Raw genomic sequence first — 16,259 nt, 5'->3', positions numbered from 1 at the left:
TATACAAGATGTGGTGGCAATATGTATTAGTTTTTCTAGGCGCTTTATTGTTTGATTTAGTTCCTTTTCCATTTCCACCCGCGTTTACAATAATGATGTTTTTTCAGATCATTTTTGGATTGAATGTGTGGGCTGTAATTGTAATAGGCGTAGCTGGTTCAGTTTTGGGTAGATATATTTTGCTTTTATACGCTCCAACATTAGCAAAAAAGTTTTTAAAAGAATCTAAAAATAACGATATACAGTTTCTGGGCAGTAAAATGAAAGAGAACAAATGGAAGGGCCAAGCAATTGTACTTGCATATTCATTATTACCACTGCCTACAACACCGCTGTTTTTAGGAGCGGGGATTTCCAAAATAAGTCCCAAATATATAATCCCAGCGTTTATTATTGGCAAATTTACAAGTGATACGCTGGCACTTCTTCTAGGTAAATACGCAGCAGAAAACATTGAAGGTATATTTGAAAATCTACTCTCGTGGGAATCTATTGCAAGCTTAGTATTAAGCTTAATTCTTCTTTTCTGTCTTTTCTTTGTAGACTGGCGACATCTAATTAAAACAAAAAAGTTGGTTATAAATTATAAAATTTGGAAGTGATTATACACAACTAAATAAATTACAGCAGTTTCAAATAATATAAAACACTGTGCACGAGCCAAAAACAACCATTGATGAAGTTTTTATTTTGCAGCTTCTTGAAGCATTAAATACAATCGTAGTCTGTAATAAATTACTTTTTGTAACACTGCCCAATCTTATGCGTCCTATTGGTAATCAAAAAATAATTCATCAATCAAAAATCAATCGAAATCATGAAATCAACAAAAAACTCTATCCGCCGAACCGTCTTTGTGGCTGTTATTGCCTTTGTGGCGACGGCGAGCATTAGTTTCGCACAAACAAAAACCGCCCAACTCGACGATCTTTTAAACAAATACACAGCATACGGCCAGTTTAGCGGTTCTGTACTCGTAGCAGATAACGGCAAAGTTATTTTCAAAAAAGGTTTCGGAATGGCGAATATGGAGTGGGACATTCCCAACGCGGCAGACACTAAACACCGTTTGGGGAGTATTACCAAGCAGTTTACCGCGATGCTAATTATGCAATTGGTAGCCGAAGGAAAACTAGATTTGCAGGCGACGGTTTCAAAATACTTGCCAGATTATTCAAAAGTAAATGGTAACAAAATAACCATTCACCAATTGCTTACACATACTTCGGGAACGCCTAATTATACTTCGTTTCCGAACTTTTTTAAAGAACTGAGTCGCAATCCGTACACTCCAACAGAAATGCTAACATTGTTTGCAGATTCTACCTTAAACTTTACACCCGGCGAACGTTTTGAGTATAGTAATTCCGGTTATATTTTATTGGGAGCAATTATTGAAAAAGTTACGGGTAAATCGTACGAAACCGCTTTACAGGACAAAATTTTCAATCCGCTAAAGATGAAAAACTCTGGTTTTGATCACCATAATACAGTACTTAAAAAGCGCGCTTCCGGTTACGAAATGAAGGGCAGCGTTGCAGAAAATGCGCCTTATATAGATATGTCAATCCCTTATGCCGCGGGTTCGCTGTATTCCACGGTGGAAGATTTGTATTTGTGGGATCAGGCATTGTACACTGAGAAATTACTTCCGAAGAAATATATGGCTATGATGTATGAAAAATACATTCCAGCTTTCGGGGAGCATTATGGCTACGGATGGAGTGTAGGTTCAATGCCAATTGGAAATTCCAAAGATACCACCAAAGCTATTGGTCACGGCGGGGGAATAAATGGTTTCAACACCTTAATTACACGTATGCCGAAAGAAAATGCTACCGTTATTTTATTGAATAATACCGGAGGAGCGCCTTTAAATGATATTACAATTGCAATTGTTGGAATTCTGCAAGGCGCAACTTTCGACCTTCCGAAGCAATCTTTAGCCAAGTTAGTTTACAACGAAATTATAGATAAAGACTTAAAAGCAGGGCTTGCGTTATATGAAAAAAACAAAGACTCAAAACAATTTTCTTTAAACGAGAACGAAATGAATGGTGTGGGTTATTCGCTGTTACAGGCTGAAAAGAAAACGGAGGCAGAAGCAATTTTTAAACTCAATATGGAAGCGTTTCCGAAATCGTCTAATGTTTACGATAGTTACGCCGAGGCTTTAATGGAGCAAGGAAAGAACGAGTTGGCGATTGCTAATTATAAGAAGTCTATCGAGCTAAACCCAGCCAATCAAAACGGAATAGATATGCTGAAAAAGCTAGGAGTAGAAACCGAAGGCATGGTTAAAGATGCAACCGTACCAGATGCAATTTTAGAAAGCTACGTGGGTAAATATGAATTGAAACCTGGCTTTGTTCTTACAATTACCAAAGAAGGTAGCCAGATGAAAGCACAAGCAACAGGGCAACCTATAACCGATATTTTCCCAAAGTCGGAAACCGAATTTTACTTGAAAGTGGTAGCTGCACAAATAACTTTTAATAAAAACAAAGCAGGAGTTGTGGAGAGTTTAACCTTGTTTCAAGGCGGTCAGGAGATTGTTGGAAAACGGATTTAGTGTTCAGTGTTCAGTGATTAGTGTTCAGTTGGCAGGGTTTTGGCAATTGATTTTTTACTGCTTTAATGTATTTTAGCTTACGGATTTGTTTATATCCGTAAGCTTTTTTTTTAAAATTATTATAAAATGAAAACACACATAGAAACAGATCGCTTATTAATGCGCGATATAATGGATGAGGACATGCGCGGCATGTTCGCAATGGATAGCGACGCTGAGGTGCATACTTTTTTGGGAAACAAACCAATTTCTACTTTGGAAGAAGCTAAAAAAATGATCGATTCCATTAAACAACAATACATAGATAACGGCATAGGCAGATGGGCAGTGGTTGAAAAGGAAAGTGGCGAATTTATTGGCTGGAGTGGCTTTCGACTTATAACTGATGTTGTAAACGGCAGAACTCAATATTATGACCTCGGGTACAGATTTCTTAAAAAATATTGGGGTAAAGGTTATGCTTCCGAAACTGCATTCGCTTCTTTAAATCACGGTTTTGCTAAATTAAATTTCAAAGAAATTGTAGGCATTGCAGATGTTGCGAATATTGCTTCTAACGCTATTTTGAAGAAAGTGGGGCTTATAAAGCAGAATGAATTCACCTATGATGGGACGCCGCATAATTTCTACTCGTTGACCAGAGCGGAGTGGGAAAAGCGTGAAAACTAGTTATAATTCATTCTAAATCGCTAACTTGGTGCTTGTTGAGAAAATTAGCACTATGAAAGTTATCAAACTACGTTTTACATTTTTAGCACTTTTAAGTGTTATTTTACTTACGAGCTGCGAAGCTACTTTGGCTCCCGCCTACGATCAAGCTATTGTAGATAAAGTTACCGTAAGTAGTGATTTGGCGATGCAGTTTTTTGCTGCCGTAGATGAAGGTACCGAAAGCGATACTTTTACGGCACGAGAGCCTATTTACAACCAACTTATTGGCGCATTCGAGTCGCTTAAACTACACGCCAAAGCCCGGCCGGTACCAGATGATGCGGCGATGGAAAAGATAAATGCAGTCTTAGATTCTAAAGGCAGCAATCCCGTAGCTGGCGATTATCCCAGTGCTTTCGCCTTCGAGCAAATTGCCAATACGTTTATAAAAATGAAGCATACCGATAGAGAGAAGGGTTTAAATCCAATATTAATAGAAGCATTTAAAGGGCAAATTGAAATCTATTTAGACCAAGCAATAACGTACGAAAGTTTCTTAAAAAGATAAGATTATGGCAGAGAATGTAACATCAATTATTACCGAAATAAAGAACATTAGTTCTGGTATTCTGAACAAAGATCTTACTACAGTGCGTGGTTTTAGCGAACGACAGCTGGAGGCAATTGCCAAGCAAACGGCACTTATTCAAAAAGGAGTAGAGAGCGGCGATATAGACGAAGATCATCGAGAGTTTTTTCTGGACGGATTGGAAGCTATGACGCGCAATTTTATAAATACTTTAAAAGGTATTTTGATTGTAACCATTGAAAAACTTTGGAATGCCTTGATTAGCTTTTTGTATAAGGCTGTAGGCGCTGTAATCTAAACCAATTGTATAAAACTTGGGCTCGGACGGGTTTTAATTAGAAAGCATAAAAAAAGCTTTGGGAAGTCCCAAAGCTTTTTGAATTTCAATAAATACGGTTTTTAGAAAATAACTTTCTTAGTTGTAGTATAGCCTTCTTGCGACTGTACTTTTACCAAAAGAACTTGGTTTGTAGCAGTAAGATTAATAGTAGCATTTCTTGAAGCTATGTTCTGTTGTGTAGCAATTAATTTACCTGTAAGGTCAAAAACGTCTACTTTGCCAATAACTGTTCCTGCGTTGATATTTAAAGTGTTTCCACTTTTAAATGCAACAACACTTTGAGAAAAGTCTAAATCAGGAGTGCTTAGCGGTTCATTAACGTTCACTAAGTAGTCTTCCCATTCACCAAATCCTGCTGTGGGATTACAAGGATCATCATAAGGAACTTCATCTGCCTTTACACTTATTCTCATTCTATAAGTGCCAGCAAGCACATCTCCAGGGATGGCTAGGTCTGCTTCTACAACGCTCCCTGAACCTGTTCCTACAAGGTAGAATTCACTAGGATCAAAAGTTTCATTATTGTCAAAATCAATCCAAAGGCCAACGGTTTCAACAGACCAACCTGCACCTACTTCAACTGATATTGTATAAACTCCGCCTATTTCCACCTCAGCTGGATCAACACTGGTGGTGAAATCGCCATACCCATTAGGGCTACAATTAGTGGGGTTTGCAATGCCCGCAAATTCTACATTTAGAATTAAATCGCCATCGGTACAGTCATCGACCGGAATGCAATACTGTGCTTGAGCAGCAGTAAACCCAAAGAATGCCACAAGTAAGGCAATCACTTTTAGGTTGTTAAAAAAAGATAGAGTAGTTTTTTTAATCATAATGAATAGTTTTAAAATTATTATATAGGAGACAAATTTATAAAATAATTCAATATCATGAATATTATTTATCTGTCTAAGTATGTTAATATTAGCGGGTTGAAATTCGATTATTTTTAACAGGAAATAGTTAAAAAATCACGGTAGATTTTCTGCGAGAATAAAATGGACATTGTTGAGGGCTATTTATTTATCTTTTGTTATAACCGCAACTGCCTTATATTTCGTAAATTTGCAACTTCGTTTTTTTATCCATTAAACCACAACCATGACTAACATAATTTTGTTTGGCCCTCCCGGCGCAGGAAAAGGTACTCAAGCTAATTTTTTAAAAGAAAAATACAACCTAGTGCATATATCTACGGGTGATGTTTTTCGATTTAACATCAAAAATGAAACGGAACTCGGTAATCTTGCCAAGTCTTTTATGGCTAAAGGTAAATTGGTTCCAGATGAAATAACTATCGATATGCTAAGCAACGAGGTTGATAAAAACCCCGACGCCCATGGTTTTATTTTTGACGGTTTCCCAAGAACAGAAGCGCAAGCCGAAGCTTTAGGTCACTTGATGGACGATAAAGACTCGCAGATTGACGCTATGGTTGCGCTTGAAGTGGACGATGAAGTTTTGGTAAAACGTTTGCTAGAACGAGGCAAAACAAGTGGAAGAGCAGATGATGCAGACGAAAGTATTATTCGCAATCGTATAAAAGTATACTATAACGAAACCGCTATTCTGAAAGGTTATTACGAAAAGCAGGATAAATATTTCGGCGTTGATGGAGTAGGAAGCATAGCAGATATTACCGAACGATTAAGTAAGGTTATAGACAATCTATAAGCCCCTCCAAACCTCTCCAAAGGGTAGGAATTGAAATAAAGAATAACAATAAATAATAACCAATAAAAAGTGACTGAAGGCAATTTTGTAGATTACGTAAAGGTTCATGTTACTTCCGGAAAGGGAGGACAAGGGAGCAAGCACATGAGGCGGGAAAAATATATTCCCAAAGGTGGGCCCGATGGTGGTGATGGAGGTCGTGGCGGACACGTAATTATAAAAGCCAATAAAAACCTTTGGACGCTTTACCATTTAAAATTTAAAAGACACTATAAAGCCGAACACGGTAGTTCTGGTAGCAAGCAAACCAGTACCGGTGCCGATGGTGCCGATGTTTATATTGAAGTGCCACTAGGTACAGTAGTGCGCGATAAGGAAACCGAAGAAATACTTTTTGAAATTACCGAAGATGGTGAAGAAAAAATTGTTCTTAAAGGGGGCCGCGGCGGACTTGGAAATGCACACTTTAAAACTTCTACTAACCAAACCCCACGCTATTCCCAACCGGGAGAGGAAGGCTTGGAGTCTGATGTTATTCTTGAATTAAAAATACTTGCCGATGTAGGCTTGGTAGGTTTTCCTAATGCTGGGAAATCCACGTTGCTTTCCGTAATTACCGCAGCAAAACCAAAAATTGCCAATTACGAATTCACCACCCTAAAACCCAACTTGGGAATCGTGGAATACCGTGATTTTAAAACTTTTGTGGTTGCCGATATTCCTGGAATTATTGAAGGAGCCGCAGAAGGTAAAGGAATCGGTCATCGTTTTTTGCGTCACATTGAACGTAACTCTACATTACTATTTTTAGTTCCTGCAGATGCGCCAGATATAAAAGAACAGTACGAAATTTTAGTAGATGAATTGCGCCGTTACAATCCACAACTTTTAGATAAAGAACGTTTAGTTGCCATCAGTAAAAGCGATATGCTGGACGATGAACTAAAAGCTGAAATGAAGAAAATTCTCGATAAAGAATTTAAAGACATTCCGTATATGTTTATTTCTTCTGTTGCCCATCAGGGGTTGACGGAGTTGAAGGATAAGCTTTGGGCGATGCTTAATTAAACTTCAATTGTCCTGTCGAGTCCTTCGACTTTGCTCTGGATAGACTAAAGTCGAGACCTACTGTGCATTGAACTTCTGCTGTTAAATAACCCCTCGACTGCGCTCGGGGGACAATTCAACCTCAGGTTTTTAGAGAAAATTGTTAAACAATAATAAAGCGAAAACTTAAAGCGTCTTTTTTACGTATTTTTAATGAAAAGTAAACGCAATGAAGTTCCTCTCAATTTTAGTACTCGCTATATTTCTTGTTTCCTGTGGTGCCACCGTGGCGGTAGATTATGACAAGCAAGTAGATTTTTCGAAATACAATAGCTACAATTATTTCCCCACAATAGATTCTGGCCTCAACCAACTTGATGACGGCCGTATTATGCAAATTACCGACAGCCTAATGCAGCAACGCGGGTTTGTGAAGAGTGAAGCGCCACAACTTTATATCAATTTTTATGCGCGTGAGAGTGTTTCACGTTCGCGAAATACCATCGGGATTGGTCTTGGCAGTGGCGGTGGAAATGTGGGCGTAGGCGTTAGCGGCGGAATTCCCATTGGTGGAAATGTGCTTAATCAAAAACTTACGATGGATTTTATAGATACCGAAAAAGACGATCTGGTTTGGCAAGCAATTGCTGAAGGCGAAATGAAAGAACTCGCAACCCCACAACAGAAAGAAGCGTATTTTGTTTCGGTGATTCAGAAAATTTTAGCAAAATATCCTCCGGGTAAAAAGTAGGCAGTATGCAGTAGCAGTTGGCAGTTTTTTTCAAATTTCGACCACTAACCACAAAAATTTTAAGCACTAAAACTTATCGTGATTTTAAGAAATATAATCTTTGTAATTTCCTTACTTCCATTGTTTTCAGTTGCTCAAACCAACTATCAACAAGCTGAGGAATATTTCAAACAGGAAAATTTCAGTAAGGCAAAACCTATTTTTGAAAGTCATCTAAAACAGAATCCAAGCGATAAAAAAACGCAGGAATATCTGGGTGATATTGCAGCTTACAATAAAGAGTGGGACACCGCCATTACTTATTACGAAGCTTTGAAAAACGCCGATAAAAAAAATGCCAACTATCATTTTAAGTACGGGGGTGCGCTTGGAATGAAAGCATTGTCTGTTAGTAAAATTCGTGCGGTTTCCTACATTAGCGATATAAAACAGCATTTAGAGCGCGCTGCAGAATTAGATCCAAAACATATTGAATCGCGTTGGGCTTTGGTTGAGTTTTACATCCAATTACCCGGTATTATTGGCGGTAGCGAGAAAAAGGCAATTAGTTATGCCAATGAATTGGGAGCGATTTCAAAAGTGGATGGATATCTTGCAAATGGCTACATAGCCGAATATACAGATAGACCAAAAGATGCGGAACGGTTTTATAAAAAAGCAATCGAAATAGGGGGTTCTCCACATACCTACGAAAAACTTTCAAATCTCTACGAAAAAAACAATCAGCCAAAAGAAGCAATCGCTACAACTTCCGAATCTCTAAAAAAGCACCAACGCAATCAGCTAAATTACCAAATCGGGAAAATTTCTGCGCAATACAATCTCGAGCCCGAATACGGCATTGAGTGCCTTAGCCAGTATTTGGCAAACTATACTATAAAAGACGGCGTGCCAAAAGATTGGGCGTATTATCGTTTGGCGCAGATTTATAAAAACCTCGGAAAAAAGGAAATTGCACTTACCTGGATAAATAAAGCACTATTGGGCGAAGTAGATTTCAAAGAAGCTCAAGACGAAAAATCGCTCATCTTAGCCTTGTAATTCTGAATTAGAAAAATTATCTTAAAATCTATGTCTTTAAGATTGCCTTTCTATATGTTGTCCCTACGGGACATAACTATATGGCTCTGTTAGGGCAATATGCCGATAGGCATTAAATATGAGTAAAAAACGGCTTACCCATCCCTGCAATGTCCCGTAGGGACATAATATAAATTTTAACGCGACAATCCCAGTTCTCTATTCCAAATTCAGAATTAGAAAAAGTATCTTTACATCTAAACTTTTAAACTTGTCACCCTGAGCGCAGTCGAAGGGCATAAACTCTTCAACTTAAATATGAGAATCCACTTTATAGCCATTGGCGGCAGCGCGATGCACAACCTTGCATTGGCATTACATCAAAAAGGAGATATTGTTACCGGCAGCGATGACGAGATTTTTGAACCTTCAAAAAGCAGATTAAAAAGCAAAGGTTTATTGCCCGAAAAGGAAGGCTGGTTTCCTGAAAAATTGACTTCAGAAATTGATGCCGTAATCCTCGGAATGCATGCAAAAGCAGATAATCCCGAACTTTTAAAAGCAAAGGAACTCGGATTAAAAATCTTCAGTTACCCAGAATTTTTATACGAACAATCCAAAACCAAAACTCGAGTGGTTATCGGCGGTTCGCACGGAAAAACAACTATAACTTCAATGATTTTGCACGTGATGAATTATCACGGCAAGGATGTAGATTATATGGTGGGTGCCCAATTGGAAGGTTTTGACACCATGGTTAAAATTACCGACGACAATGATTTTATGGTAATTGAAGGCGATGAATATTTGTCTTCACCCATAGATCGCCGTCCAAAATTTCATCTTTATAAACCGAATATTGCGCTATTAAGCGGTATTGCTTGGGACCACATAAACGTTTTTCCAACCTATGAAAATTACGTGGAACAGTTCGATATTTTTTTGAATGAAATCACAAATGGCGGTGCAATAATCTACAATGAAGAAGATAGCGAAGTAAAACGCGTTGTTGAAACTTCTACAAATCATATAAAGAAATATCCGTATCAAACGCCCGAATATACCGTTGAAGATGGTATCACACTTTTGGAAACTCCCGAAGGCCCAATGCCTGTGGAGATTTTCGGAAAACATAATTTGAACAATCTTGAAGGCGCCCGATGGATTTGCCAATTAATGGGTATTGATGCGGAAGATTTTTACGAAGCTATTTCTACTTTTAAAGGTGCCAGCAAACGACTAGAGAAAATTGCCGAAACTAAAACTGCTGTGGTTTACAAAGATTACGCACACTCACCCAGCAAAGTAAAAGCGACCACGCAGGCTGTAAAAAACCAATACCCAAAGAGAAAATTGATTGCCTGTTTGGAATTACACACTTACAGCAGCCTAAATCCTGAGTTTTTAAAAGAATACAAAAGCACATTGGATGCAGCCGATATCGCGGTGGTTTTCTACTCTCCACACGCTGTTTTAATAAAGCAATTAGCAGCAATAAAAATTGAGCAAATTGAAGAAGCTTTTGATCGTTCCGATTTAGTAGTTTTTACAAATCCAGCAGATTTTAAAACCTATCTTTTTTCGCAGGATTACGACAATACTAGCTTGCTATTAATGAGCAGCGGTAATTATGGCGGATTAGATTTTGAAGAGGTAAAGGGATATTTAAAATAGAAAAATGCTTCAAAAAGGATTTTTGCGAAATAGGACTAAACCAAACATTTCAAGAAAACGCTTTTGGATTAGTGTAGTCCTTGGTTTTGGGGCTTCGTTTTCTTTTTATGCCTTTCTTTGTTTAATACGTATGTTCTTAATTTTGTTCGATTTCGGTAGCGCAAATTACGCCCTTGCAACAGAGGTTACTGAGCTGTATTGGGAAAATTTCAACTTTGCTATAATTTCTTTAGCATTAGGTAATGCTATGTTTCTGTTGAATCTTTTCCGCAAACCCGATAATAATCCAGTGCCAAGTAATGTTAGGCTAGCAATAATAAACGATCAGCGTTTTTTGCAATTCAACTTTTCCTATCTTTTTCTAAAATTAGGTTTTATGGTTGCTCTCACTTCAGCTTTTGTTGAAACGAGAATTTCTGAAATCAAGTTTTTACTTGTGTTAGCGGCAGTTGTAATTTTTTTAGAAAGCTGGAAATCAATAATTAAATATTTTCGAAAAGGAGCCTATAAGCCCCTATTGTTAAATTTTTCAATATTACTTGCGTTGGCTTTCTCCTTCGCTTTTACATCAGTATTTCCTTTTGAAAAAATTGAAGCTAACCAAGTAAGCTTAAATCCAATTGTTGATTTGCCTGTCTCAGATTTTGACGATGATGCGCGACTTTACTATAGGAGAATCTTAAAGATATATGAAGAAAATGATAAGCCGCTTTATATTTTTGAAAAAGAAAAAATTGAAAATTTCGATTTGTTAGGCGATTATTTAAGGGAAGAAACTTCTGCAACATATCGAAAAGATCTTAGCATCATGCTTTTGATGCCACAGGATATTTCAATGGACAATCTTGTAAAACTGGAAAACTTGCTTAATGCACAAGGCTATCGATTTATAAAATATATTACGAAATTTAGTGATGAGAACCTTGTTAGTAGTTACGACAATAGAGGTTTGGTTAAGAAACTGCATTTTATAAAAACACCAAATTCACCGTCTAAAATTCCTTTCCCTCCACAACCAAACGATGCTGTTGTGAGTAATACAATACAAATTCAATTAGGTGAAAATGACTATTTAGTTGGCGAAGAAAAGATCTCTAAAAATGAATTGGTTGAATACTTTGTAAAGCATATTGATAGTACTACCCAATTCAATTATGTTTTCAATAATGATATAACTTATCAATCCTACACAACTTTATTGGCTTCCCATAAACAGGCAATTCAAGATTTAAGATATAACGATGAAAGGGTGAAATTAAAAATTGGAGAGTATTTTATACCGATAAATGGAAAGGAATATGAGGCGGATCAGCTAAGACTATTTAATAAGTTCCCTTTTCTCATTGTCGAAACCTACACTAATTAGATTTCTATCAATTTTTCGATGCTAGAAACCTGCTTTGTTTTTATCCTGCAAGGTTCTCAAAACCTTGTAGGTCTATTTTGGAAATGGTTTGGATACCTACAAGGTCTTAAAGACCTTGCAGGAGATGGTACTTCGTACTACTTCAATGTTCATAAATATTATCAATAAATCCCGAGATATCCCTTCCGGATTTTTCTATTAATTCATTTTTTGCATTCTCGAAATCTGCTTCGTTTTTATCCTGCGAAAGCTTGAATTTCCCTTCCCAATAAGTGATTTCAATTTCAAAAGCTTGTATATAATTTACAAAGCGTTCCATTCTTGGATCGTCTAGCTTCAATACAAATTTTTGGTTTTTACCTTCTAAAAACTCCGTCATAGCCACCATAGTTTGCTTAGCGGTTTCAGTATCATTTATAAGTTTAATATTTCCTGTAATGTGAACAATTATATAATTCCACGTTGGTAGTTGCGGCGTGGTATAAATGCTCGGCGAAATGTATGTATCTGGCCCATTGAAAACGACGGTAACTTCAGCGTTTTCGGTTAATGTTTCAAGTTGTGGATTGTTTCTATCTATGTGGGCAACCAGTTTTTTGGAAGTTTTATTATAGATAATCGGGATGTGCGTTATAAATGGTTTTCCATCTTTTGCAGTAACCAACATTGCCAACGGAAACTGATCGATTACCGAATTCATTTTTTCAATATCGTGCGATTGATGGTGTGGTGGCGGGTACATTAATTAATGAATAATGAATAATGAATATTGTTTATCACTTAATCTTGAAGATAAATGTAACTAAAAAAGATTTATGCTTTGGAAGTCAGCGATTTAAAAAACACAAAACCAAACCCCAAGAAAAGCATTAAATGAAAAGGGAACAGCCCAAAATCGCCACCTTGGTCGCCAACAACAAAAGCACTGTACATTCCGAAGGCGAAATAAAGCATCAGCACGCCTTCGAAAATTACGTTGGGAGAAACATTTTTGGTTAAATATTTATTGTCTTTCCAGCTCTCCTTTAAATTTAGATTGAATTTTGGGGTGCGAATAAATTCACTTTTCTTACCGAAATGTCCTTCCAAAACCGCAATGGAGTTGTGCAATGAAAAACCCATCGCCACAGAAAAGAAGGTGAAAAACATTCCTATATATTTAAAAAAGCGTTTATATCCACCACCATAAATAGCTTTATAGGTGAACCAATAACAGATAAAAAAGATAATTGTACTTAATACGAAAAAGCTCATTACGTAAAAATACATCTTCAAATGTTCGTATTCATTCTTAATATAAAGCATCGGAATACTGAGAATAGCAACGATTAAAATGTTTAAAAACATAGTGCTATTCAGCAAATGTAGAAAACTGTGTATTTTGGTTTTAAATGGAACATCCTTGCTTCTAAAAACGCGCCAAGCCATTTTCTGAAAATTCTCAGCGCCGCCTTTATTCCAACGGAATTGTTGCGAACGCGCCGCACTTATTACCACGGGAAGCTCGGCTGGAGTTTCAACTTCTTCTAAATATTTAAATTTCCAGTTTTTTAATTGTGCACGATAACTAAGATCCAAATCTTCGGTTAGCGTGTCGCCTTCCCAGTTTCCGGCATCGAGGATACACTCTTTGCGCCAAACGCCAGCTGTTCCATTAAAATTTATAAAATGCCCCTTACTATTACGCCCTACCTGTTCTAAAGTGAAGTGTGCGTCGAGCGCAAAAGCTTGCACACGTGTTAGGATAGAATAATCTCTATTTAAATGCCCCCATCGGGTTTGCACTACGCCAATTTCAGAATCTTTAAAATAAGGGATGGTGTTTTTTAACCAGTTTTTCTTCGGAAGAAAATCTGCGTCAAAGATTGCAATATATTCACCTTTTGCAGTTTTTAAACCTTCTTTTAGTGCGCCAGCCTTAAAACCTTCACGATTTATGCGAGTTACATGTTGAATGTCTAAGCCTGTTTTTTGAAGTTCTATAATGTGTTTTGCAGTTTCTTCGAAAGACTCATCGGTACTATCGTCTAATACTTGTATTTCCAATTTATGACTCGGATAGTCCATTTTAGAAATATTTTCTAACAGACGATCCATCACATACAATTCATTGTAAACTGGGAGTTGGATGGTAACGTACGGAATTTCTTCGTCATTTGAAAAATCGAAAGTTGGTGCGTTTTTATGATTTTTCCGAGCGCTCAAATAGTTGAACAGCAGGTTTAACTGTGCCAAAGCATACATGAAGATGAGGAGCAGAGCAATGGAATAAACTACAATGATTATGGATTCAAGAATCATTTTTTGAAACTGTATTTAAAGATCCAACTTAGGATTTTAACGCCCGCAAATATAGCACCTTTTACGGTACCCGAAACCTTTGAAACGCCGATACGATTTTTATAGTTTACAGGCACTTCAACGTAGGTATATTTCTTTTTTAATGCTTTCAGTTGCATTTCTACCGTCCAGCCATATGTTTTGTCTTCCATATTCAGGGCGAGCAATTTATTGTATTTAATGGCGCGAAACGGCCCAAGATCTGTGTATTTTGAATTGAAAAATAAAGCCATTAATTTAGTTGCCAATCCATTTCCGAAGCGTTGTGGGAAAGTCATACTGCCAGCTTCTCGCAACTCTTTTACGCGAGCACCCACAACAAAATCTATATTATCTTCAATTATTGGCGCCACAATTTTCGTCAATTCTGAAGGGTAATCGCTATAATCGCCATCCAGAAAAACAATTATATCTGGTTTTTGAGCGATGCCGAAATCAGCAATATATTCCATCCCTTTTAAACACGCATTTCCGTAGCCTGATTTTGGTTCAAATAATACGGTTGCGCCAGCGTTTTTAGCTACTTCGGCGGTTGTATCTGTTGAGTTATTATTGACTACAATAATTTCAGAAACGATATCGGGAATTTCGGCAATTACCTTCCCAATAGAGGCTTCTTCATTATATGCGGGGATTATTACTTTGATGTTTGGTTTCATTAAAGGCTGGCATTTGGATTATCTTGCTTAAAAGCAGAAATTGAAGTCCATTGATCTGTTTTCGTATTGTTTATATATTTTTCGGCTCTTATCAATTTGTTGTCTTTATAGCAAAGTGCGTAACCATTTTTCTTATTATTTTGGAATTGTATTTTGGTTTTGTAAGGGCTGCCAATTTCGTAAAAAATCCACCAATTCTCGGCAGTTCCGTCTATAAAATGACCTTCTTTTTTAAGGTTTTCATTCTTGTCATAAAAATACCAATAACCACTTCTCTCATTGTTTCTGAAACGTCCTTTTGAGGATAGTTGTGCGTTTTCATAATAGAATTTCCAATATCCAGTCTTAGAATGATTAATGAGCCAACCTTCAGACTTTAGGGTGCCATTTTCGTAATAGTCTTTTATGTATTGCTTTTCGGGTGTTGGGCTTATGGTGGTGAAAAAGCTAAAGGCTATAAATAGAAATAAAGACATTTTCTAAAAGGTTAAGGGTTAAGTCGTGAATATTTTTAATACTAACAATTATTCTGCTTTTCATATTACTAAAGAGAGACTTGTATGCGGTCATCTTATTTACGGTTAAAAGGGAGTTAGGGTTTTAATTTATTAAAATAAAAACCGCTTTTTGTTTTTCTGCGTAAGTATGGCATAATCTCATAATAAAAACACTAAAAATGAAACTACCACTAAAATTATTTGCATTGCTTTGCTTGTTGTCACCTTCGTTAATACTCGCACAAAGTCCCGTTAGCGGATTTATGAAAAAAAACAATGAAGGCGCTGCCGTAATTTCTTATTCATATGAGAAATATGATAAAGTCTTTTTTGTGCCCCAAGAGGTGGATGGCATCCCCGTATTTAATGAAGTTACAAATACCAGTATCTCGCTTTATGGTGAATTTGGTATTACAGACAACTTGAATGTTGTTTTCAATGTACCCTACATTAAATCTGAAGGGAATGCTAGCCAAGCAACTCTCGACAATCTTGGCTTTGAAAATACCAGAGAAGGGATTCAAGATTTGAGTCTTTACATTAAGTACAATTTTCACACCTTTAACTTAGGAAAGAGCCAGCTTAGTTTTATAGGTTCAGTGGGTCTTGAAACCCCACTTAGCAACTATGAAGCAAATGAAGGCCTTCAGTCTATTATTGCTATTGGCAATCAGTCTAGTAGCTTTAACACCATTGCAATTACTACTTTTAAAACTGACTTTGGATTTTTTACCACAGGACAGTTAGGCTATAGTTTTAGTGATAGCGGTGTTCCCCACGCCTTAATGAGTGAATTAAAAGTAGGATACGCTGCTTCAAAATTCTATGTTGACGCCTACGTTGCAAATCAGCTTTCTGAAAAGGATGGAACCGATATTCTTAATGAAGGTTTTACAGGATACTTTCCTGCCACTCGCGTAAACTATACACGTGTAGGTTTGAGCGTTTTTGCTCCTATAGTTCAAGGAATAGGTGTTACAGCAGGTGCAAACAGTTATATAGCCGGGCGTAATCTTGGTAAATCCACCGGATTTTACGGGGGCTTGGTATATTCTTTCTAACATTAACTAATCGAT

Annotated in this window: 16 protein-coding genes and 1 pseudogene; 12 read left to right on the top strand and 5 right to left on the bottom strand. The window is 37.0% G+C overall.

Annotation, left to right across the window (positions count from 1 at the left end; genetic code table 11):
- Positions 1-92: 92 nt before the first annotated feature.
- From AC3RVG_RS14005 to AC3RVG_RS13985, 5 genes are all read left to right on the top strand, one after another.
- The gene (locus AC3RVG_RS14005; RefSeq protein WP_489692098.1) at positions 93-602 is read left to right on the top strand and encodes a hypothetical protein; all 510 of its coding nucleotides are present in this window, start codon (positions 93-95) and stop codon (positions 600-602) included.
- 215 nt (positions 603-817) lie between these two features.
- Positions 818-2,572 carry a serine hydrolase gene (locus AC3RVG_RS14000; protein ID WP_489692097.1) on the top strand — a complete coding sequence of 585 codons (1,755 nt, stop codon included), beginning with the start codon at positions 818-820 and terminating at the stop codon, positions 2,570-2,572.
- A 126-nt stretch (positions 2,573-2,698) separates the two neighbouring features.
- Positions 2,699-3,241: a GNAT family N-acetyltransferase gene (locus tag AC3RVG_RS13995; protein WP_489692096.1), complete on the top strand. Its 543-nt coding sequence runs from the start codon at positions 2,699-2,701 to the stop codon at positions 3,239-3,241.
- A 52-nt stretch (positions 3,242-3,293) separates the two neighbouring features.
- A complete protein-coding gene (locus AC3RVG_RS13990) occupies positions 3,294-3,791 on the top strand; it encodes a hypothetical protein (protein WP_489692095.1) in 498 nt (165 codons plus the stop codon).
- A gap of 4 nt (positions 3,792-3,795) precedes the next feature.
- Positions 3,796-4,110, top strand: a complete 315-nt coding sequence (locus AC3RVG_RS13985) for a hypothetical protein (RefSeq protein ID WP_489692094.1) — start codon at positions 3,796-3,798, stop codon at positions 4,108-4,110.
- A gap of 101 nt (positions 4,111-4,211) precedes the next feature.
- On the opposite strand, the gene AC3RVG_RS13980 is transcribed toward AC3RVG_RS13985, so the two are convergent.
- Positions 4,212-4,988 carry a DUF8694 domain-containing protein gene (locus tag AC3RVG_RS13980; RefSeq protein WP_489692093.1) on the bottom strand — a complete coding sequence of 259 codons (777 nt, stop codon included), beginning with the start codon at positions 4,986-4,988 and terminating at the stop codon, positions 4,212-4,214.
- 259 nt (positions 4,989-5,247) lie between these two features.
- On the opposite strand from AC3RVG_RS13980, the pseudogene AC3RVG_RS13975 reads away from it, so the two are divergent.
- The 6 genes and pseudogenes from AC3RVG_RS13975 to AC3RVG_RS13950 all read left to right on the top strand — a co-directional run.
- Positions 5,248-5,829, top strand: a pseudogene (locus AC3RVG_RS13975) (adenylate kinase); the annotation flags it as partial.
- 69 nt (positions 5,830-5,898) lie between these two features.
- Positions 5,899-6,897, top strand: coding sequence for a GTPase ObgE (obgE, locus tag AC3RVG_RS13970; RefSeq protein ID WP_489692092.1), 999 nt, complete (start codon positions 5,899-5,901; stop codon positions 6,895-6,897).
- Between the two features lie 208 nt (positions 6,898-7,105).
- Positions 7,106-7,627, top strand: coding sequence for a DUF4136 domain-containing protein (locus AC3RVG_RS13965; protein ID WP_489692091.1), 522 nt, complete (start codon positions 7,106-7,108; stop codon positions 7,625-7,627).
- Positions 7,628-7,705: 78 nt separating this feature from the next.
- Positions 7,706-8,668, top strand: a complete 963-nt coding sequence (locus AC3RVG_RS13960) for a tetratricopeptide repeat protein (RefSeq protein ID WP_489692090.1) — start codon at positions 7,706-7,708, stop codon at positions 8,666-8,668.
- Positions 8,669-8,965: 297 nt separating this feature from the next.
- Positions 8,966-10,321 carry a UDP-N-acetylmuramate--L-alanine ligase gene (locus AC3RVG_RS13955; RefSeq protein WP_489692089.1) on the top strand — a complete coding sequence of 452 codons (1,356 nt, stop codon included), beginning with the start codon at positions 8,966-8,968 and terminating at the stop codon, positions 10,319-10,321.
- Positions 10,322-10,451: 130 nt separating this feature from the next.
- Positions 10,452-11,687: a hypothetical protein gene (locus AC3RVG_RS13950; RefSeq protein WP_489692088.1), complete on the top strand. Its 1,236-nt coding sequence runs from the start codon at positions 10,452-10,454 to the stop codon at positions 11,685-11,687.
- Between the two features lie 142 nt (positions 11,688-11,829).
- Here the strand turns inward: AC3RVG_RS13950 and AC3RVG_RS13945 are convergent, their stop codons facing one another.
- The 4 genes from AC3RVG_RS13945 to AC3RVG_RS13930 all read right to left on the bottom strand — a co-directional run bounded on the left by AC3RVG_RS13945 (position 11,830) and on the right by AC3RVG_RS13930 (position 15,162).
- Positions 11,830-12,429 (bottom strand): FMN-binding negative transcriptional regulator, encoded by a 600-nt coding sequence (locus AC3RVG_RS13945; protein ID WP_489692087.1) that lies wholly within the window; start codon positions 12,427-12,429, stop codon positions 11,830-11,832.
- A 71-nt stretch (positions 12,430-12,500) separates the two neighbouring features.
- Positions 12,501-13,988: a cellulose synthase family protein gene (locus tag AC3RVG_RS13940; protein WP_489692086.1), complete on the bottom strand. Its 1,488-nt coding sequence runs from the start codon at positions 13,986-13,988 to the stop codon at positions 12,501-12,503.
- Positions 13,985-14,686, bottom strand: a complete 702-nt coding sequence (locus AC3RVG_RS13935; RefSeq protein ID WP_489692085.1) for a glycosyltransferase family 2 protein — start codon at positions 14,684-14,686, stop codon at positions 13,985-13,987. The genes AC3RVG_RS13940 and AC3RVG_RS13935 overlap by 4 nt, the downstream gene beginning before the upstream one ends.
- Positions 14,686-15,162: a toxin-antitoxin system YwqK family antitoxin gene (locus AC3RVG_RS13930; protein ID WP_489692084.1), complete on the bottom strand. Its 477-nt coding sequence runs from the start codon at positions 15,160-15,162 to the stop codon at positions 14,686-14,688. Before AC3RVG_RS13930 ends, AC3RVG_RS13935 begins: the two co-directional genes overlap by 1 nt.
- A gap of 200 nt (positions 15,163-15,362) precedes the next feature.
- On the opposite strand from AC3RVG_RS13930, the gene AC3RVG_RS13925 reads away from it, so the two are divergent.
- On the top strand, positions 15,363-16,244 hold the full coding sequence (locus tag AC3RVG_RS13925) for a hypothetical protein (protein ID WP_489692083.1): 882 nt from the start codon (positions 15,363-15,365) through the stop codon (positions 16,242-16,244).
- Positions 16,245-16,259 lie beyond the last annotated feature (15 nt).

The organism is Aequorivita sp. IT1282, from assembly GCF_058068205.1.
This window is presented reverse-complemented; position numbering and strand designations above follow the sequence as displayed.